This window comes from Streptomyces sp. NPDC043952, from assembly GCF_056435325.1.
Window position 1 is genome coordinate 1 of record NZ_JBWKES010000011.1, and the last position, 19,315, is coordinate 19,315.

Genomic DNA, 19,315 nt, shown 5'->3' on the forward strand with positions numbered 1-19,315 from the left:
ACCCACTCTCTCGCACCCTTCCCCCCTCCGCACCCCCCCCTCCCCCCCCCCCCCCCCCCCCCCCCCCCCCCCCCCCCCCCCCCCCCCCCCCCCCCGCTGTTGTGCGTGGCGACATATCGGGGATGTCGCGGTATGACCCCGCTGCCACAGTGGCCGAAACCGATCGAACACGGCCGCCGTGGAGACACGTGTCCTCCACATCCCGTTCACCCGTGCCCCAGCGCCCTCTCCAGCGCTATCTCGATCACCACGCGGTTCGGGTTCGGCCGGGGCTCGCGCCCGTAGCGCTCGGCGTAGCGGCGCTCCGCCTCCTGGATCCGGGCCGGGTCCGCGGACAGGCGCGCCCGGCCCTCCAGCGTGGCCCAGCGGCGCCCGTCGACCTGGCAGACGGCCGCGAGGGCGCCGTCCGCTCCCGCGGCGCGGACATGGGCCGCCTTCGCGCTGGCGCCGTCGCAGATCACCCGTGCGAGGCGCGCTCCGGGGTCGTACGTCACCCCGACCGGCACCACGTGCGGGCTGCCGTCCGGGCGGATGGTCGTCAGGGTGCACAGATGCCGCTCGCGCCAGAAGCCGAGGTACGCGTCGTCCGGGGAACCCGGAGCCACGGAGTGGTTCGCCATGCCCGAAAACCTAGCCGCAGGGCGGTGCGCGAGCCGCCTTGAGTGGAATAGACTCAACTTTATGTACGCTGGTTAAGTCAGCAGAGGATGCAGGCCGAGGTACGTCGAGGAGGAGAAGGCACACGTGGACGCCGAGCTGACCAACAAGAGCCGGGACGCGATCAACGCGGCCAGCAACCGGGCCGTGACCGAGGGACACCCGGACCTCACCCCCGCGCATCTGCTGCTGGCACTGCTGGAGGGCGAGGGCCCCGGACGGGCGAGCGCGAACATCGCCGACCTGCTCGCCGCCGTGGAGGCCGACCAGGCCGCCGTGCGGGCGGGCGCGGAGAAGCTCCTGGCCGCGCTGCCGAGCGTGACCGGCTCCACCGTCGCGCCCCCGCAGCCCAACCGCGATCTGCTGGCCGTGATCGCGGACGCGGGCGAGCGGGCGAAGGACCTCGGCGACGAGTACCTGTCGACCGAACACCTACTCATCGGGATCGCCGCCAAGGGCGGGGCCGCCGGTGAGCTGCTGAGGCGGCAGGGCGCCGAGGCGAAGAAGCTGCTGGAGGCCTTCAAGAAGGCCAGGGGAGGACGCCGCGTGACCACCGCCGACCCGGAGGGCCAGTACAAGGCCCTGGAGAAGTTCGGCACCGACTTCACCGCTGCCGCCCGCGAGGGCCGGCTCGACCCGGTCATCGGGCGGGACCAGGAGATCCGGCGGGTCGTGCAGGTGCTGAGCCGCCGTACGAAGAACAACCCGGTCCTCATCGGCGAGCCGGGCGTCGGCAAGACCGCCGTCGTGGAGGGGCTCGCCCAGCGGATCGTCAAGGGCGACGTGCCCGAGTCGCTGAAGGACAAGCGGCTGGTCGCGCTGGACCTCGGCGCGATGGTCGCCGGTGCCAAGTACCGCGGCGAGTTCGAGGAACGCCTCAAGGCCGTCCTCGCCGAGATCAAGGACTCCGACGGGCAGATCATCACCTTCATCGACGAGCTGCACACGGTCGTCGGCGCGGGCGCGGGCGGCGACTCCGCCATGGACGCGGGCAACATGCTCAAGCCCATGCTCGCCCGCGGTGAGCTGCGCATGGTCGGCGCCACCACGCTGGACGAGTACCGGGAGCGGATCGAGAAGGACCCCGCCCTGGAGCGCCGCTTCCAGCAGGTGCTGGTGGCCGAGCCCACGGTCGAGGACACCATCGCGATCCTGCGCGGTCTCAAGGGCCGCTACGAGGCCCACCACAAGGTGCAGATCGCGGACAGCGCGCTGGTCGCCGCGGCCACCCTGTCCGACCGCTACATCACCTCCCGCTTCCTGCCGGACAAGGCCATCGACCTGGTGGACGAGGCGGCCTCCCGGCTGCGCATGGAGATCGACTCCTCGCCGGTCGAGATCGACGAACTCCAGCGCGCCGTCGACCGGTTGAAGATGGAGGAGCTGGCGATCGGCAAGGAGACCGACCCGGCCTCGCTGGCCCGCCTGGAGAAGCTGCGCCGCGATCTCGCCGACCGCGAGGAGGAGTTGCGCGGACTGACCGCCCGCTGGGAGAAGGAGAAGCAGTCCCTCAACCGGGTCGGTGAGCTGAAGGAGAAGCTGGACGACCTGCGCGGGCAGGCCGAACGCGCCCAGCGCGACGGCGATTTCGACAAGGCCGCCAAGCTCCTCTACGGCGAGATCCCGCAGCTGGAGAAGGAGCTGGAGGCCGCCTCCGAGGCCGAGGAGGAGGCCGTCGGCGACACCATGGTCAAGGAGGAGGTCGGCGCCGACGACATCGCCGACGTGGTCGCCGCCTGGACCGGCATCCCGGCCGGCCGGCTGCTGGAGGGCGAGACGCAGAAACTGCTGCGCATGGAGGAGGAGCTGGGCAAGCGGCTGATCGGGCAGGGCGAGGCGGTGCGCGCGGTCAGCGACGCGGTACGGCGCTCACGGGCCGGTATCGCCGACCCCGACCGGCCCACCGGGTCGTTCCTCTTCCTCGGCCCGACCGGCGTCGGCAAGACCGAACTCGCCAAGGCGCTCGCGGACTTCCTCTTCGACGACGAGCGGGCCATGGTCCGCATCGACATGTCGGAGTACGGCGAGAAGCACAGCGTGGCCCGGCTGGTCGGCGCGCCCCCCGGCTACGTCGGCTACGAGGAGGGCGGCCAGCTGACCGAGGCGGTGCGCAGGCGCCCGTACAGCGTGGTGCTCCTGGACGAGGTGGAGAAGGCCCACCCGGAGGTCTTCGACATCCTGCTCCAGGTGCTCGACGACGGCCGCCTGACGGACGGCCAGGGCCGCACCGTCGACTTCCGCAACACCATCCTGGTGCTCACCTCCAACCTGGGCAGCCAGTTCCTGGTCGACCCGCTCAGGAGCGAGGAGGAGAAGAGGGAGCAGGTGCTGGAGGTCGTACGGGCGTCCTTCAAGCCGGAGTTCCTCAACCGCCTGGACGACCTGGTGGTGTTCTCCGCGCTGACCAAGCCCGAGCTGGAGCGGATCGCGGGGCTCCAGATCCAGCGGCTCGGCAGGCGGCTCGCCGAGCGCCGGCTCACCCTGGACGTCACGCCCCGCGCGCTGGCCTGGCTCGCGGAGGAGGGCATGGACCCGGCGTACGGCGCCCGGCCGCTGCGCCGCCTGGTGCAGACCGCCATCGGCGACCGGCTCGCCCGCGAGATCCTCTCCGGCGAGATCAAGGACGGCGACACGGTCCGCGTCGACCGCGCCGGCGAGGGCCTGCTGGTGGGCCCGGCGACGGGGAAGACGCTGTAGCAGGGGGGGTGCCCTGGAGGCGGACCGGATCGCCGCCCTCGATCAGGGCCCCTGCCCGAGCCGGCCCGTTCTGAAAGATCGGTGTGTTACGGCCGCTCGGGCTTGCCACCCCCCTCCCCGCATGGGGGAGGATGGCGGGATCCGTACGAAGGGAAAAACACGGTGAGCATCGACCCGTCCTCGATTCCGAACTTCGGGGGCCAGCCCGAGCCGCAGCCCCAGGGACCGGGCGGCCCCGTCCTCCCGGACCAGGACCTCGTCAAGCAGCTCCTGGAGCAGATGGAGCTGAAGTACGTCGTCGACGAGGAAGGCGACCTCGCGGCCCCCTGGGAGCAGTTCCGCACCTACTTCATGTTCCGCGGGGAGGACGAGCACGCGGTCTTCTCGGTGCGGACCTTCTACGACCGGCCGCACCAGATCGAGGACAAGGCCCAGCTCCTCGAGTCGGTCGACGACTGGAACCGCCGCACCCTGTGGCCCAAGGTCTACACGCACACCCACGACGACGGCACGGTCCGCCTCATCGGCGAGGCCCAGATGCTGATCGGCACCGGCGTCGACCTGAACCACTTCGTCTCCTCCACGGTCAGCTGGGTGCGCGCCGCGATCGAGTTCGACAAGTGGCTGGTGGAGCAGCTGGGCCTGGAGCAGGAGGTGGACGGCCCGGCAAAGCCGGAGGACGGCGAGGCCGGCTCCGGCGAGTGACCGGCCCGGACCCCTACAGCGGCGCGCGCCCCAGCACCAGCAGGTACGCGCCGTAGAGGTACGACAGCCCGGCCAGGGCCGCGACCACCACGGCCGCGTGCCAGGGCCGGGCTCGCGCCGTGCGCACCAGCGCGCGGGCCGGCGGCAGCAGCAGCGGGAAGGCCGGCAGCAGGAAGCGCGGCTTGGACTCGAAGATGCCCGAGCCGCCGAGCACGACCAGCAGCAGCACCCCGCTGTAGACCAGCAGCGGCAGCGGCGGCCGGTCGAGCAGCAGCAGCGCGAACAGCACCACGCCCATGGCCACCAGCAGCAGCGCCATCGGGTACACCACCCGGCCGCCGTGCAGCAGCAGGGCGCGTACGAAGCGCAGCGAGCCGCGCCCGAGGTCGAACCGCGAGCCCCAGCGCGCCTGCACGGCGAAGTAGCCGCCCAGCAGATCGCCCCGGCGGTGGCCCACCCACAGCAGGAACCCGGTCCAGCCCAGCGGGGCCAGCGCCGCGCCCGTCCACAGCCTGTGGGAAACCCGGCCGCGCCGCCGCCACGCCTCGCGGCCGGCCGCGGCCAGCACGGCGGCGGCCACCGCGAACCCGTTCGGGCGGGCCAGCCCCGCGAGCGCCGCCAGGGACCCCGCCCACAGCCAGCGCCCGGTCAGCACCGCGTACAGCGACCAGGCGGCGCACGCGGCGAGCACCGGCTCGGTGTACGCCATCGACAGCACCACCGAGTGCGGCAGCAGCCCCCACAGCAGCACCAGCGCGATCCCCACCGGCCGCCCGTACAGCAGCGTCCCCACCGCGTACAGGCCCGCCGCCGCCACCAGCGCCGCCGACCAGGACACCAGCAGCCCGGCCGCGCCCCCGCCGAGCGTGCTCACCTCGCCCACCGCCCGCACCAGCGCCGGGTACAGCGGGAAGAACGCCAGATCGCTGTAGCCGTGCCGGCCCAGGGCGTGGCCGTACCCGTGCGCCGCGATGCCCAGGTACCAGACCGAGTCCCAGGAGCGGCCCAGCAGGGCCAGGACCGGCCGGCCCGCGGCCTCGGCGAGCAGGGCGAGGACGGCGGTGCCGGCGAGCCGCGCGCCGAGGAACAGTCCTACGGCGACGCCGCTCGCCCGCAGCAGACAGGCGCGGGCGCGTTCGCCGGGCGCGGGTTCGGGCGTGGTGACGGGCGGAGCGAGAACGGTGCTGGCGTGGGTCACACCTCCGCACCTTGCAAGGGCCGGGCCCCGGATGCGAGCAGGGCACGGCCAACCGGCGGCGAACCGTCCCTCACATGGCCCGCAACCGCTCCGCCGCCTCGCGCAGCACGTCCGCGCGCTTGCAGAACGCGAACCGCACGAAGGGCGCGCCCGCCTCGCGGTCGTCGTAGAAGACCGCGTTGGGGATGGCCACCACACCGGCGCGTTCGGGCAGGGCGCGGCAGAAGGCGAAGCCGTCCTTCTCGCCGAGGGGGCGGATGTCGGTGGTGACGAAGTAGGTGCCCGCCGGCCGGAACACCCCGAAGCCGGCCGCCGCGAGCCCGGCCGACAGGATGTCCCGGCGCTCCCGCATCGAGCGCCGGACGTCGTCGTAGTAGGACTCGGGCAGGGCGAGGGCCTCGGCCACCGCGTACTGGAAGGGGCCCGAGGCGACGTAGGTGAGGAACTGCTTGGCCGTGCGGACCGCGCTGACCAGGGCGGGCGCGGCCGTCACCCAGCCGACCTTCCAGCCGGTGAAGGAGAATGTCTTGCCGGCCGAGCCGATGGTCACCGTGCGCTCGCGCATCCCCGGAAAGCCCGCCAGGGGGAGGTGCTCGGCGTCGTCGAACACCAGGTGCTCGTAGACCTCGTCCGTCACCACCAGCAGGTCCCGTTCCACCGCGAGCTCGGCGATGGCGGCCAGCTCGGTGCGGGTGAGGACGGTTCCGGTGGGGTTGTGCGGGGTGTTGATCAGCAGCAGCCGGGTCCTGCCGGTGACGGCGGCGCGCAGCTCGTCCAGGTCCAGCCGGAAGCCGCCCTCGTGCGGGCGCAGGGTCACCGGCACCCGGCGCCCGCCCGCCAGCGCGATGCTCGCCGCGTAGGAGTCGTAGTACGGCTCCAGGGCCACCACCTCGTCGCCCGGCTCCAGCAGCGCGAGCAGCGCGGCCGCGATGGCCTCGGTGGCGCCCGCCGTCACCAGCACCTCGGTGTCGGGGTCGTACGACAGCCCGTACCGGCGCTGCTGGTGCGCGGCGATCGCGGTGCGCAGCTCGGGGACGCCGGGGCCCGGCGGGTACTGGTTGCCGCGCCCGTCGCGCAGCGCCCGTACGGCGGCCTCCCTGACCTCCTCGGGGCCGTCGGTGTCGGGGAAGCCCTGGCCCAGGTTGATCGACCCGGTGGCGACGGCGAGGGCGGACATCTCCGCGAAGATCGTCGTACCGAACTCGGCGAGCCTGCGGTTGAGGAGGGGGCGCGCGGTGGAGGTCATGGCGGCCATCCTGCGCCCAAGCTCTGGAGTTCCTCAACTCCGCTTTGGGCCCCGTCCGGGGCGGGCATCTCCGGGGCACCGCGCGGGGCGCGGGGGAGGAACGAGGCACCCACGGGGGGTGGCTTCGGGGGACCGGAAGAAGGTGGCGCCATGGATCCGTTCGTGATCGGGCTGGTGGGTGTGCTCGTCCTGTTCATCGTCGTCGTGCAGGTGTTCGGCAAGGAGAGCGGCAGGGGCAGGCCGCGGGGCGGGCGCAGGAGCGGGATGGGGGACACCGGCGCCAGTTGGTGGGCCGGGGACCCCGGTTCCTCCGGCGGGCACCACGGGCACCAGGGCGGCCACCACGGCGGGCACGGAGGCCACCACGGCGGGCACTCCTGCGGCGGCGGGCACTCCTCGTGCGGCGGTGGCTCGTCCTGCGGCGGGGGTTCCTCGTGCGGTGGCGGGTCGTCCTGCGGCGGGGGTTCCTCGTGCGGCGGGAGCAGCTGAGGCGGGCGGGGCGGACGGCGGCGGGGAGAGGCCGCCGGGACGAGGGATGCGGGCCTCCGCTTCCGCGCCCGGCGTGCGCCGTGGTGGAACAGTTGAGCTGTGAGCCCCCCGAGGGATGGAAAGCCCCCGAAGTTGGGTAAAAACGCTGTGGCGGCCCCTCTGTTCATGATTCCCTCTAAAACGCCAATACAGCCAACGCAGCCCCCAGGACGTCTCGCAGACGCCTCGTACCGGCCGGGCCGGCCGGGCTGACACGGCCATCTCCCCTCATTTGCGTGTTAGCGGAGCCGATCCATGCTCACGACCCTGAACACCAGCTACAGCGATACGCGCGCTGCCGACCTCGCCTGGGCCCTGGGGCGCGAACCGCTTCCGGCCCTGGCCACCCTCGACCTCGAACTGACCGGCGCCAGGCTTCAGTTGAGACTGCTCGGCGCCTCGCACCAGGTCCTCCTGGAGGAGGAGCGCGGCCTGTGCTCCGAGACCGTGGCCTGCATCCCCGGCTCCAGCACCCCGCTGCCGCTCGGCGTCGCCAAGCGCGTCGGCGAGTGGGAGTACGAGTTCGCGGCGCGCGTCGAGATGCTCACCCCCGGCTCCTTCGCGGGCCGCGCCCAGGAGTTGCTGGCCCTCGTCTCCGAGCACCCGCACGGACTCGCGGGCGTCTTCCCCGGCAGCCCGCACGCGTTCACCGCGATGCTGGCCCAGCGGCACGAAGACCATGTGCACTGGCGCACCTGGCACGCCTACCCGCAGGACGGCCAGGTCGTCGCCACCCGCACACGGGTGGGCGCGCGGGCCCGCTGCGGCCGGCCCCGCCAGGACGCCCGCGCCGCGTAGCTCCGGGGGCGTCCGCCGCATAAACCCGGATCGGGCCGGCGGCCCCAGATCCACACCTGTGGGTGACGAAGCGTGCCCGCCGCGTGACGTAACGTCGCAGGGTGATCGAACCGCAGGCCCCCGCGCCCACGGGCCCCCCGCCCTCCCGGACCGGCCCCGCGGTGCTGCCCGTCCGGCCCGGCACCGGGCGGTTCCTGGTCCTCGCGTGCGTCTTCGTCTGCGCGGCCTGCGGACTCGTGTACGAACTCGAACTCGTCGCGTTCGCCTCGTACTTGATCGGCGACTCGGTCACCCAGGCGTCCGTGGTGCTGTCCGTGATGGTGTTCGCGATGGGCATCGGCTCGCTCGGCGCCAAACGGCTGCGCCGGCACACCGCCGTCGGCTTCGGCGCGGTCGAGACGCTGCTCGCCCTGGTCGGCGGGTGCAGCGCGATGGCCCTGTACGCCGTGTTCGCCTGGACCGGCGGCTGGGGCGGGCTGTGGGCCGAGGGGCCGCGCTGCCTGCTGGTCGCCTTCTCGCTCGCCATCGGCCTGCTCATCGGCGCCGAGGTCCCGCTGCTGATGGAGCTGATCCAGCGCATCCGCCGGCAGGACGCGCCCGCCGCCGTGGCCGACCTGTTCGCCGCGGACTACGTCGGCGCCCTCGTCGGCGGACTCGCCTTCCCCTTCGTACTCCTGCCGTTCTTCGGCCAGTTGACCGGCGCGCTGCTCACCGGCACGGTCAACGTGGTGGCGGGCGGCGCCCTCGTCCTCGGACTGTTCCGGCGCGACCTGACCCGCCGCGCCCGCTGGACCCTGCTCCTCGTCGGCTGCACCGTCCTCGGCGTCCTCGCCTCCGCCGCCGCCCTCTCCGCCGACTTCGAACGCGCCGCGCGCCGGGCGGTGTACGGCGCGGACGTGCGGGTCGCCGTGCAGACCGGGGTGCAGGAGGTCGTCCTCGCGGGCGGCACCGGCGGCCGCCCCCTCGACCTCTACCTCGACGGCCGGCTGCGCGTCGGCGGCCGGGACGCCCGCCGCTACCACGAGGCCCTGGTCCACCCCGCCCTCGCCGGAGCCCATGCCCGCGTGCTGATCCTCGGCGGCGGCGACGGCCTCGCCGCGCGCGAGGTGCTGCGCCACCGGGGGGTGCGCCGCGTCGACATCGTCGAACTCGACCCGGAACTCGCCCGGTTGGCCCGCCGCGACCCCGGCCTCGCCGCCGCCAACGGCCACGTCTACGCCGACCCCCGCGTCCGCCTCACCACCGCCGACGCCCTCAACTGGCTGCGCACCGCGCCCGTCGCCTCGTACGACGTCGTGATCGCGGACCTCCCCGACCCCGGCATCACCGCCAGCACCAAGCTGTACTCCGAGGAGTTCTACGGCCTCACCCGCCGCGTGCTCGCCCCCGGCGGGCGGCTCGTCGTGCACGCCGGGTCCGTCACCACGCGCCCCCGTGTCTTCTGGACGGTCGCCGCGACCCTGCGCGCCGCCGGGTTCGCCGCCACCCCCTACCGGGTGTCCGGCCAGGACCCCGGCTTCCCGGCGGGCCCGGACCGCTCGGCCGGCGCGCCCGAGGCCCCGCACGACTGGGGCTTCCTGCTCGCCGCCCCCGGCCGCGCCGCCCCGCCGCTGCGCCTGGACCCGGCGGTGCCCGCGGGCACCCTCACCCCGGCCGCCCTCGCGGCGGACCGGCGGGCGGCCGAGCGGACCCGGACCGGGGGGATGCCGGTCTCCACTCTGATCCACCCGCGGTACTGAGCGGGGCGCCCGCGCGGGTTCCGCCGTTCCGCCGAGGGTACGATCCGCCCGCTGCTGGGTAGGCTCAGCCGACATGGAGCACCAGGTCTTCGTCCCGGTCCCGGCCGACCGCCTCGCCACGGCACTCGCCGACCCCGCGCGCGTCGCACGGGCCGTCCCCGGACTCCAGCAGGACGCCGGCGCCCCACCCGTCGCCGGCCGCCTCAAACTGCGCGTCGGCGGACACTCCGTCACCTATCGGGGAACCGCGCGGGTGCGCGCCCGGCAGGACGGCACCTACACCGTCGAGGGCGATGCCACCGAGGCCCGCGGCACCGGCGCGGTCAAGCTCGCCCTCACCCTGCGCCTCGCGGCCGCCGAGGGCGGTACGACGGTCACGGTCGAGGGCGGCGCGGACGCGTCCGGCCGCCTCGCGGAGCTTCCCGCGGAGGCGGTCCGCGCGGCGGCGGCCCGGCTGCTGAGCCGGTTCCTTCAGGGGCTGGGGGAGCGGGAGGACGGGGCGCGGGAGCCGGGGGAGGCGCCGGAGGCCGGGCAGGCGTCCGTTTTCGACACCGAGATCCCGCCATCCTCACTCGACCCCGACGCGGACGACGAGGAGGGCGACGAGGAGGACGACGAAGAAGGCGGCGAAGAGGGCGAGGAGGATGCGCGGCAGGCGGCCGGGGACGCGGAGCGCCCCGCGGACGACTTCGCCGACGCCGGACTGCCGCCCGCCGAGGCGGCCCACGCCCGCCGCACGATGATCGGCCGCAGCGCGGAGGAGGTCGACCACGCCCCGCCGCGCGGCCGCTACGCCCCGGTACCGGCCCCGCAGACCGTTTCGGCGAACCAGGCACTCAAGTGGGCGGCGCCGGCCGCGGCGTTGGCGGTGGCGTCGGCGATCGTGGTGGGCCGGGCGTTGCGCAAGCGCCGTTGAGAGCGTCCGTCTTGTGCGGATTTCGTCGTGGCCGGTCGCCCAGCTCCCCGCGCTCCTTCGGGGCGCGATCACCAGTACTGTCTTCCCGTGAGTAACGACGACATCACGCTGACCGCGGGCGACGCGGAGGTGATCGTGCGGCCCGGCAGCGGCGGCCGCATCGGTGGACTGAGGATCGGCGGCGCGGAACTGCTGCGGCAGGGCGACCGCTTCGGCTGCTTCCCCATGGTCCCCTGGGCCGGCCGCATCCGTGACGGCCGTTTCCTGGACGGCGGCACCGTCCGGCAGATGCCGCTCAACTCCCCGCCGCACGCCATCCACGGCACGGCCCGCGACGGCGCCTGGCGCACCGCCCGCGTCACGGAGAACGAGGCGGTCATCACGCACGAGCTGACCGACCCCTGGCCGCACTCCGGCCGCGTCACCCAGGTCGTCACGCTCGCCGGGGACAGCCTGACGCTGACGATGTCCGTGGAGACGTACGACGACTCGTTCCCGGCGCAGATCGGCTGGCACCCCTGGTTCCACCGCACCCTCGACGGCGTGGACGTCTCCCTGGACTTCGAACCCGCCTGGCAGGAGGAGCGCGGCGCCGACCACCTGCCCACCGGCAACCGCGTCGACCCGAAGCCGGGCCCCTGGGACGACTGCTTCGGGATGCCCGGCGGCGTGGACGTCACGCTCACCTGGCCGGAGCGGCTGGAGCTGAAGGTGGCCAGCCGCGAGGAGTGGGTGGTGGTCTACGACGAGCAGGCCGAGGCGGTCTGCGTGGAGCCCCAGACCGGGCCGCCGAACGGGCTGAACACCTGCCCGCGCCTGGTCACGCCCCTGGAGCCGCTGGAGGCGACCACCACCTGGAGCTGGCGGCGCCTTTAAGCTGGGCGGCATGAGCGACGTGCGTAGCGAGCTGCTTCAGCAGATCAAGGACAAGGCCGTGGTGCACGGCAAGGTGACCCTCTCCTCGGGTCTGGAGGCCGACTACTACGTCGACCTGCGCCGCATCACCCTGGACGGCGAGGCCGCCCCGCTGGTCGGCCAGGTGCTGCTGGACCTCACCGCGGACCTGGAGTTCGACGCGGTGGGCGGGCTCACCATGGGCGCCGACCCGGTGGCCGCCGCCATGCTGCACGCCGCCGCCGCGCGCGGGCGCCGGCTGGACGCCTTCGTGGTCCGCAAGGCGGCCAAGGCGCACGGGTTGCAGCGCAGGGTCGAGGGCCCGGAGATCAAGGGCCGCCGGGTCCTGGTGGTCGAGGACACCTCCACCACCGGCGGTTCCCCGCTGACCGCCGTCGAGGCGGTGCGCGAGGCCGGTGCCGAGGTCGTCGCCGTCGCGACCATCGTGGACCGGGCGACCGGCGCCGCCGAGAAGATCGAGGCCGGCGCGGGGGTTCCGTACCGTTTCGCCTTCTCGAAGGATGAACTGGGTCTGGACTGACACGACCGTGTGACCTGGACTTGGGGGGCGTCGTGCGTCACCCCCCGTCTGGAAAGATGGGGGGCCGACGACGACGTCACCCACCAGGTCTAGGTCAGGGCCGTACGCAGAACCCACCCGCAACACAAGGAGCGGACAGATGCCCATCGCAACCCCCGAGGTCTACGCCGAGATGCTCGACCGGGCGAAGGCAGGCAAGTTCGCCTACCCGGCCATCAACGTCACCTCCAGCCAGACCCTGCACGCGGCGCTGCGCGGCTTCGCGGAGGCGGAGAGCGACGGCATCGTCCAGATCTCGACCGGTGGCGCCGAGTTCCTCGGCGGCCAGTACAGCAAGGACATGGTGACCGGCGCGGTCGCGCTCGCCGAGTTCGCGCACATCGTCGCGGAGAAGTACCCGGTCAACATCGCGCTGCACACCGACCACTGCCCGAAGGACAAGCTCGACGGGTACGTCCGTCCGCTCATCGCGCTGTCCAGGAAGCGCGTGGACGCCGGTCTCAACCCGCTGTTCCAGTCGCACATGTGGGACGGCTCCGCCGAGACCCTCGCCGACAACCTGGAGATCGCGCAGGAGCTGCTGGAGCAGGCCCGCGCCGCCCGGATCATCCTGGAGGTGGAGATCACCCCGACCGGCGGCGAGGAGGACGGCGTCTCGCACGAGATCAACGACTCCCTGTACACCACGGTCGAGGACGCGATCCGTACGGCGGAGGCGCTCGGCCTCGGCGAGAAGGGCCGCTACCTGCTGGCCGCGTCCTTCGGCAATGTGCACGGCGTGTACAAGCCGGGCAACGTCGTGCTCCGCCCCGAGCTGCTGAAGGAGCTCAACGAGGGCGTGGCCGCGCGGTTCGGCAAGGAGTCCCCGTTCGACTTCGTCTTCCACGGCGGCTCCGGCTCCAGCGAGGAGGAGATCCGCACGGCGCTGGAGAACGGCGTGGTGAAGATGAACCTGGACACCGACACCCAGTACGCCTTCACCCGCCCCGTCGCCGGTCACATGTTCGCCAACTACGACGGCGTCCTGAAGGTCGACGGCGAGGTCGGCAACAAGAAGGCCTACGACCCGCGCACCTGGGGCAAGCTGGCCGAGGCGGGCATGGCCGCGCGCGTCGTGGAGGCCACGCAGCACCTGCGCTCCGCGGGCAACAAGATCAAGTAAGCGTTCGGGCGCCGGTCCCGGCGTGCCCGGACCCGGCGTGCACGGCGGACTTGGCGGCTTTTCGAGCCGCCGGGTCCGCCGTATCGCTGTATATGTGGGGGCATGCCCGACGTCCGGATCGGCTCGTCCCGCGGTACCTGGATCCTGCTCACCACGGTGCTCGGCTCCAGCATGGCCATGCTGGACTCGACCGTCGTCAATGTGGCGCTGCCCCGCATCGGCCGCGATCTGAACGCGAGCCTCGGCTCCCTGCAGTGGACCGTCAACGCGTACATGGTCACGCTGGCCGGGCTGATCCTGCTCGGCGGCTCCCTCGGCGACCGCTACGGACGGCGCCGGATCTTCGTGCTCGGGGTGGTCTGGTTCGCCACCGCCTCCCTGCTGTGCGGCATCGCGCCGAACTCCGTGCTGCTGATCGTGGCGCGCGCCCTCCAGGGCGTCGGCGGGGCGCTGCTCACCCCCGGCTCGCTCGCGCTGATCCAGGCGTCCTTCCACCCCGACGACCGCAGCCGCGCCGTCGGCCTGTGGTCCGGGTTCGGCGGGATCGGCGCGGCGGTCGGCCCCTTCCTGGGCGGCTGGCTGGTCTCCGGGCCCGGCTGGCGCTGGGTCTTCCTGCTCAATGTGCCGCTCGCCCTGCTGTGCGTGCCCGTCGCCCTGCGGCATGTGCCGGAGTCGGCCGACGAGGGTGCCCACGGCCGTTTCGACGTCCTCGGCGCGGTGCTGGGCGCGCTGGCGCTGGCGCTGCTGACGTACGCGCTCATCGAGGCGCAGGGGGGTACGGCCGCGGTGGTGGTGAGCGCGGTGCTGGGCCTCGCCGCGGCGACCGCGTTCGTGTACGTCGAACGGCACCGACCCGATCCGATGCTCCCGCCGGACGTCTTCGCCTCACGGCAGTTCACCGCGGTCAACCTGGTCACGCTGTGCGTGTACGCGGCCTTCGGCGGCTTCTTCTTCCTCACCGCGCTCCAGTTGCAGGTGGCGGTCGGCTGGTCGCCGCTGGTCGCGGGGACGGCGCTGCTGCCGACCACCATCCTGATGCTGCTGTTCTCCTCCGCGTCCGGCGCGCTGTCCGACCGCACCGGCCCGCGGCTGCCGCTCACCGTGGGGCCGCTGCTGTGCGCGGTCGCGATGCTGCTGATGCTGCGCGTCGGGCCGGGTGCGGGCTATCTCACCGACGTGCTGCCCGCGCTGCTGGTCATGGGCGCCGGCATGGTCACCCTCGTCGCCCCGCTCACCGCCACGGTCCTCGCCTCCGTCGGCACCGCCCGCGCGGGGGTGGCCAGCGGCATCAACAACGCGGCGGCGCGGGCGGCGGGCCTGGTGGCGGTGGCCGCGCTGCCGCTGCTGGCCGGGATGGGGGCGGACGCGTACCGCTCCGCGTCCGCCTTCGACGCCTCCTTCGACCGGGCGATGCCGATCTGCGCGGGCGTCCTGGTGCTGGGCTCGGTCCTCGCGTTCTTCCTGGTCACGGGCCGTCCGACGCCGGGCTGCCGGCACCCCGAGCGGCATACGCACTGCTCGCTCGCGGCGCCTCCGCTGGAGGGCGAGCGGAGCGGTTCGCAGGCGTCCCCCGGCAGCGGTTCGTAGCCGTCCCGCAGGAGCGGTTCGTAGCTGTCCCGTACGGGGCTGCGCCGGTCGTGGACGCGCGTACGCGAGACTGAACCCATGACCATTCACGAGAACCTGCTCGGCGGGCCGCCCCCGACCCACCTTCCCGATGACCCGGAACCCCGTGAGCAGCTGGCGGGCGGCGCCGCGCCGGCGGACGTCGCCGCACAGCACCCCACCTCCTCCCTCGCGTGGGCGCAGCTCGCCGACGACGCCTTCGAGCGCGGCTCCGTCGTGGAGTCGTACGCCTACGCCCGTACCGGCTACCACCGCGGGCTCGACGCGCTGCGCCGCAGCGGCTGGAAGGGCCACGGCCCCGTCCCCTGGGAGCACGAGCCCAACCGCGGCTTCCTGCGCGCCCTGCACGCCCTCGCCCGCGCCGCCCAGGCCATCGGCGAGCAGGAGGAGTACGAGCGCTGCTCCCAGTTCCTGAAGGACTCCTCGCCCACCGCGGCCTCGACCCTCGGCTGACGCGCGCGCGTCACCTGTGTGGCCCGTCTGGCAACAGGCGGGCCTTGCCGTAGCGGAAGTGATTGCGGAGGATGCGAGGTGGGGACCGGGGCCCCCGTGCCGGCATCGGCAGGGGCGGACCGCTACCCGGAGCAACAACAGGAGACAGCGATGTCCCAACAGGCTCACCCCCACGAGGCCGCTGAGCCCGAGACCCCGCATCTCGATTTCGCGGGCACGACGCCGTACGAGGACTACGTCCGCGCGGACGTGCTCACCCACCTCCAGCACCCTCTCTCCGAGGACCCCGGCGAGATGGTCTTCCTGGTCACCACCCAGGTGATGGAGCTGTGGTTCACGGTGCTGGTGCACGAGTGGGAGACCGCCGCCAGGGCGCTGCGCTCGGACGACGTGCCCACCGCGATCGCCGCGCTGAAGCGTTCGGTGCGCGAGCTGGAGGCCCTGAACGCCTCCTGGACCCCGCTCGCCGGTCTCACCCCCGCCCAGTTCAACTCCTACCGCGCCGCCCTCGGCGAGGGCTCCGGCTTCCAGTCCGCGATGTACCGGCGCCTGGAGTTCCTGCTCGGCGAGAAGTCCGCGTCCATGCTCGTCCCGCACCGCGGCGTCCCCCGCGCCCACGCGGAACTGGAGAAGGCGCTGCACGAACCCAGCCTCTACGACGAGGTGCTGCGGCTGCTGGCCCGCCGGGGCCACCCGGTCCCGGACGAGGTCCTGGGCCGCGATGTCTCCCAGCGCCATGAGCCCGTCGCGGCCGTCGAACAGGTCTGGGCGGACATCTACTCCGGCGACCAGGACGGCGAACTCGTCCGGCTGGGCGAGGCGTTGACCGACGTGGCCGAGCTGGTGTGGCGCTGGCGCAACGACCACCTGGTCGCCACCCGCCGCGCGATGGGCTCCAAGACCGGCACCGGCGGCTCCGCCGGGGTGGCCTGGCTGGAGAAGCGGGCCCGCAAGAACGTGTTCCCCGAGCTGTGGACGGCCAGGTCTTATGTCTGAACTCACCTTGCGGGCGAAGGAGTTGGACGCGGCGGACGCGCTGGCGCCGGTGCGGTCCCGCTTCGTCCTCGACGACGTCGTCTACCTCGACGGCAACTCGCTGGGCGCGCTGCCCGCGCACGTCCCGGACCGGATCGCGGACGTCGTGCGCCGCGAGTGGGGCGAGCTGCGGATCCGCTCCTGGGAGGAGAGCGGCTGGTGGACCGCGCCCGAGCGGATCGGCGACCGGATCGCCCCGCTCATCGGGGCGGCGCCGGGGCAGGTCGTGGTCGGCGACTCCACCAGCGTCAACGTGTTCAAGGCGGTCGTGGCCGCGGCCCGGATGGCGGGGGAGGAGCGCACCGAGATCCTGGTGGACGCCACCACGTTCCCCACGGACGGTTACATCGCGGCGTCGGCGGCCCGGCTGACCGGCCGTACGCTGCGCGCGGTGACGCCCGCCGAGGTGCCGGACGCGCTCGGGCCGCGTACGGCGGCGGTGCTGCTCAACCACGCCGACTACCGCACCGGCCGGCTGCACGACCTGCCGTCGCTCACGGCCGCGGTGCACGCGGCGGGCGCCCTCGCGGTGTGGGACCTGTGCCACAGCGCGGGCGCGCTGCCGGTGGGGCTGGACGAGCACGGCGTCGATCTCGCGGTCGGCTGCACCTACAAGTACCTGAACGGCGGCCCCGGTTCACCGGCGTTCCTGTACGTCCGCCGCGGGCTCCAGCCCCGCTTCGACTCCCCGCTGCCCGGCTGGAACTCCCACGCGGAGCCGTTCGGGATGCAGCCGTCGTACGACCCGGCGCAGGGCGCGGTGCGCGGCCGGGTCGGTACGCCGGACATCCTCTCCATGCTGTCCCTGGAGGCGGCGCTGGAGGTCTGGGAGGGCGTGGACATCGGCGCGGTCCGCGCGAAGTCGCTCGCGCTGACGGACTTCTTCCTCTCCTGCGTGGCGGAGTACGCCGGGGACTGCGTCGAGTCCGTGACGCCGGCCGCCCACGCCGAGCGCGGCAGCCAGGTCTCCCTGCGCTGCGAGGACGCCGGTGACGTCATGAAGCGGCTGATCGGGGCGGGCGTCGTGGGCGACTTCCGCCCGCCGGACGTGCTGCGCTTCGGCTTCACCCCGCTGTACACGAGCTTCACGGAGGCGGAGCGGGCGGCGCGGGTGCTCGGGGCGGTCCTGAGGGGGTGACGCCCCGCCGTCCCCGTCCGCCGGCCGTCGGCTGGCGGACGGCAGGTCGGCCGGTCGGCAGGCCGATGGGCGTACCCGCCCCGCGTACCGGCACGTCACGTGCCTGATACCGTTCCCCGCCAACGGCCGGCGATGACCCCCACCTGGTCCGCCGCGCCCAGAAACGTTCCGTCGCTGAGAGGTTGGAGCATGCCGGACGACCCCGCCGCAGCCCGCGCCGCCGCCGAAGAGGAGTCGGCCTTCGCGCACGCCCCGGTCGACCCCGACGCCACCGCCTCCTACGGCACCCACCCCGACCAGGTGATCGACTTCTACGCCCCCCGCACGACGGGCGACACCCCGGCCCCGCTGGTCGTCGTCCTGCACGGCGGCGCCTGGCGGGCCCGCTACGACCGCCGGCATGTCACCCCCTTCGCCGCCTTCCTGGCCCGCAGGGGCTTCGCCGTGGCCAACGTGGAGTACCGCCGCGGCGGCGAGACCGGGACCGAGGCCGGGACCCGGACCGTTGCCGAGGCCGGGGCCGAGGGTGTCACCCCGCCCGCCGGTCGCTGGCCCGACACCTTCGAGGACGTCGCCGCCGCCCTGGACGCCCTCCCGGACCTGACCCGCACGGCGCTGCCGGGCGCCGACCTCCGCCGTACCGTCCTCACCGGCCACTCCGCCGGCGGCCACCTCGCGCTGTGGGCCGCCGCCCGGCACGTCCTGCCCGCCGACTCCCCCTGGCGCCTGCCCGCCGCCGCCCCCCTGCGCGGCGTGGTCGCCCTCGCCCCGATCGCCGACCTCGCGGTCGCGGAGCGACTGGCCGTCTGCGAACACGCTTCCCTCCAACTCCTGGGCGGCGCCGACCACTTCACCCAGCGCCTCCCGTACGCCGACCCCGCCCTCCTCCTCCCGACCGGCATCGCCACCACCGTCGTACAGGGCCGCGCGGACCTGGTCGTACCGGAGGCGGTCAGCGAGTCGTACGCGGACGCCGCGGCGCAGGCGGGCGAGATGGTGGGCCTGACCCTGCTGGCCGACGTGGGCCACTTCCCCCTGATCGACCCCGCGGCGGACGCGTGCGCGGTCGTCGCGGAGGAGATCGCCCAACTGGCCTGGTAGCAAGGGTGGTTCTGGCGCACGGCTCATCCCGTGACGAGCTCGAACCAGACGAACTTGCCGGGATGCCCGTTCCTGGACAGCCGCTGCCAGCCCCACTGGTCGGCGCAGGCCTGGACGAGCACGAGGCCGCGGCTGCCCTGGTGGACGCTCTCGTGTACTGCGATATGACGACTACTGCGACATGACGACGACACCCGACGGCGCCCGGACCAGCGCGCGGGAGCGGATCGCGGAGATCATCAGCCGGTATGACGCGGCGCTGACGGCTCAGCCGAGGTAGGGGTAGGTGCCGGCCAGGTAGTCCCCGATCTGCTGGCGCATGCTCGGGTGGATGTCGTACTGGTCGAGGTCGGCCGGCTGGACGAAGCGCACCCCGTCGGCCTCGTCGTTGATCGTGGGAGTTCCGCCGATGGGGCGGCCGATGTATGTGTTCTCGTACTGCTGGCGGATCTCTCCGTCGCTGTAGGCGACGATGTGGTTCGGGTTGGTGTAGACGCCGAGGAAGCCGGTGACCTCGGCGACGATGCCAGTCTCTTCCAGGCACTCGCGTACCGCGCACTCTGCCGCGGTCTCGCCGATGTCCTGCGCGCCTCCGGGAAGCGCCCACTGGCCGGTGTCGCGGCGGCGCTGGAGAAGGATGGCTCCGGATTCGTCGACGACGAGCAGGTTGCTGGCCGGGATGAGGGTGTTCGCCTTCGGGGCGGCCGGGTCGTTGTAGTACTCAGTCCTGCCCATGGGCGGTGGTCCTCTCGTGGTCGGGCGTCCACGGCCGTGCGGCGGCCCAGACGGCATCGAAGCTCTGAGCGTACTGTCGGCGTACGGCACACCCCGCCTTGCCCAGCAGGGGCCGGTAGTGCGTCAGTAATGCCCGGATCTTGGCA

General features: G+C 73.4%; 18 protein-coding genes and 1 pseudogene. 15 read left to right on the top strand and 4 right to left on the bottom strand.

The annotated features are described in order from the left end of the window. Window positions 1–206: 206 nt before the first annotated feature. Entirely contained in the window at window positions 207–620 is a 414-nt protein-coding gene (locus AC069R_RS15110) for a pyridoxamine 5'-phosphate oxidase family protein (protein ID WP_478767255.1), read from the bottom strand. Between the two features lie 124 nt (window positions 621–744). Between AC069R_RS15110 and clpB the strand changes: the two genes are divergently transcribed. Continuing rightward, window positions 745–3,354: an ATP-dependent chaperone ClpB gene (gene clpB, locus AC069R_RS15115; protein ID WP_478767256.1), complete on the top strand. Its 2,610-nt coding sequence runs from the start codon at window positions 745–747 to the stop codon at window positions 3,352–3,354. A gap of 162 nt (window positions 3,355–3,516) precedes the next feature. Further along, window positions 3,517–4,059: a type III secretion system chaperone family protein gene (locus AC069R_RS15120; RefSeq protein WP_478767257.1), complete on the top strand. Its 543-nt coding sequence runs from the start codon at window positions 3,517–3,519 to the stop codon at window positions 4,057–4,059. A 13-nt stretch (window positions 4,060–4,072) separates the two neighbouring features. Here the strand turns inward: AC069R_RS15120 and AC069R_RS15125 are convergent, their stop codons facing one another. Further along, a complete protein-coding gene (locus tag AC069R_RS15125) occupies window positions 4,073–5,257 on the bottom strand; it encodes a hypothetical protein (RefSeq protein ID WP_478767258.1) in 1,185 nt (394 codons plus the stop codon). A 70-nt stretch (window positions 5,258–5,327) separates the two neighbouring features. Further along, window positions 5,328–6,512, bottom strand: a complete 1,185-nt coding sequence (locus AC069R_RS15130; RefSeq protein ID WP_478767259.1) for a pyridoxal phosphate-dependent aminotransferase — start codon at window positions 6,510–6,512, stop codon at window positions 5,328–5,330. A 141-nt stretch (window positions 6,513–6,653) separates the two neighbouring features. Between AC069R_RS15130 and AC069R_RS15135 the strand changes: the two genes are divergently transcribed. The 13 genes and pseudogenes from AC069R_RS15135 to AC069R_RS15195 all read left to right on the top strand — a co-directional run. Continuing rightward, window positions 6,654–6,992, top strand: coding sequence for a hypothetical protein (locus AC069R_RS15135; RefSeq protein ID WP_478767260.1), 339 nt, complete (start codon window positions 6,654–6,656; stop codon window positions 6,990–6,992). A 294-nt stretch (window positions 6,993–7,286) separates the two neighbouring features. Beyond that, the gene (locus AC069R_RS15140; protein WP_478767261.1) at window positions 7,287–7,829 is read left to right on the top strand and encodes a DUF2617 family protein; all 543 of its coding nucleotides are present in this window, start codon (window positions 7,287–7,289) and stop codon (window positions 7,827–7,829) included. Window positions 7,830–7,930: 101 nt separating this feature from the next. Further along, entirely contained in the window at window positions 7,931–9,568 is a 1,638-nt protein-coding gene (locus AC069R_RS15145; protein ID WP_478767262.1) for a polyamine aminopropyltransferase, read from the top strand. 73 nt (window positions 9,569–9,641) lie between these two features. Continuing rightward, complete coding sequence (locus tag AC069R_RS15150) at window positions 9,642–10,484, top strand: SRPBCC family protein (protein WP_478767263.1); 843 nt, start codon at window positions 9,642–9,644, stop codon at window positions 10,482–10,484. 87 nt (window positions 10,485–10,571) lie between these two features. After that, on the top strand, window positions 10,572–11,360 hold the full coding sequence (locus AC069R_RS15155; RefSeq protein ID WP_478767264.1) for an aldose epimerase family protein: 789 nt from the start codon (window positions 10,572–10,574) through the stop codon (window positions 11,358–11,360). 10 nt (window positions 11,361–11,370) lie between these two features. Next, window positions 11,371–11,919: an orotate phosphoribosyltransferase gene (gene pyrE, locus AC069R_RS15160; RefSeq protein ID WP_478767265.1), complete on the top strand. Its 549-nt coding sequence runs from the start codon at window positions 11,371–11,373 to the stop codon at window positions 11,917–11,919. Window positions 11,920–12,058: 139 nt separating this feature from the next. After that, window positions 12,059–13,081, top strand: a complete 1,023-nt coding sequence (gene fbaA / locus AC069R_RS15165; protein WP_478767266.1) for a class II fructose-bisphosphate aldolase — start codon at window positions 12,059–12,061, stop codon at window positions 13,079–13,081. Between the two features lie 102 nt (window positions 13,082–13,183). Next, the gene (locus tag AC069R_RS15170; protein WP_478767267.1) at window positions 13,184–14,668 is read left to right on the top strand and encodes an MFS transporter; all 1,485 of its coding nucleotides are present in this window, start codon (window positions 13,184–13,186) and stop codon (window positions 14,666–14,668) included. 78 nt (window positions 14,669–14,746) lie between these two features. Continuing rightward, a complete protein-coding gene (locus AC069R_RS15175) occupies window positions 14,747–15,160 on the top strand; it encodes a DUF3151 domain-containing protein (protein WP_397984854.1) in 414 nt (137 codons plus the stop codon). A gap of 150 nt (window positions 15,161–15,310) precedes the next feature. Then, a complete protein-coding gene (locus AC069R_RS15180; protein ID WP_478767268.1) occupies window positions 15,311–16,156 on the top strand; it encodes a tryptophan 2,3-dioxygenase family protein in 846 nt (281 codons plus the stop codon). Continuing rightward, window positions 16,149–17,333 carry a kynureninase gene (gene kynU, locus AC069R_RS15185; RefSeq protein ID WP_478767269.1) on the top strand — a complete coding sequence of 395 codons (1,185 nt, stop codon included), beginning with the start codon at window positions 16,149–16,151 and terminating at the stop codon, window positions 17,331–17,333. The genes AC069R_RS15180 and kynU overlap by 8 nt, the downstream gene beginning before the upstream one ends. Window positions 17,334–17,522: 189 nt before the next feature. Beyond that, window positions 17,523–18,434, top strand: a complete 912-nt coding sequence (locus AC069R_RS15190; RefSeq protein ID WP_478767270.1) for an alpha/beta hydrolase — start codon at window positions 17,523–17,525, stop codon at window positions 18,432–18,434. A gap of 172 nt (window positions 18,435–18,606) precedes the next feature. Further along, a pseudogene (locus tag AC069R_RS15195) lies at window positions 18,607–18,684 on the top strand (phosphohydrolase); the annotation flags it as partial. Between the two features lie 17 nt (window positions 18,685–18,701). On the opposite strand, the gene AC069R_RS15200 reads toward AC069R_RS15195, so the two are convergent. Further along, window positions 18,702–19,169 carry an NUDIX hydrolase gene (locus AC069R_RS15200; protein WP_478767271.1) on the bottom strand — a complete coding sequence of 156 codons (468 nt, stop codon included), beginning with the start codon at window positions 19,167–19,169 and terminating at the stop codon, window positions 18,702–18,704. Window positions 19,170–19,315: the final 146 nt, after the last annotated feature.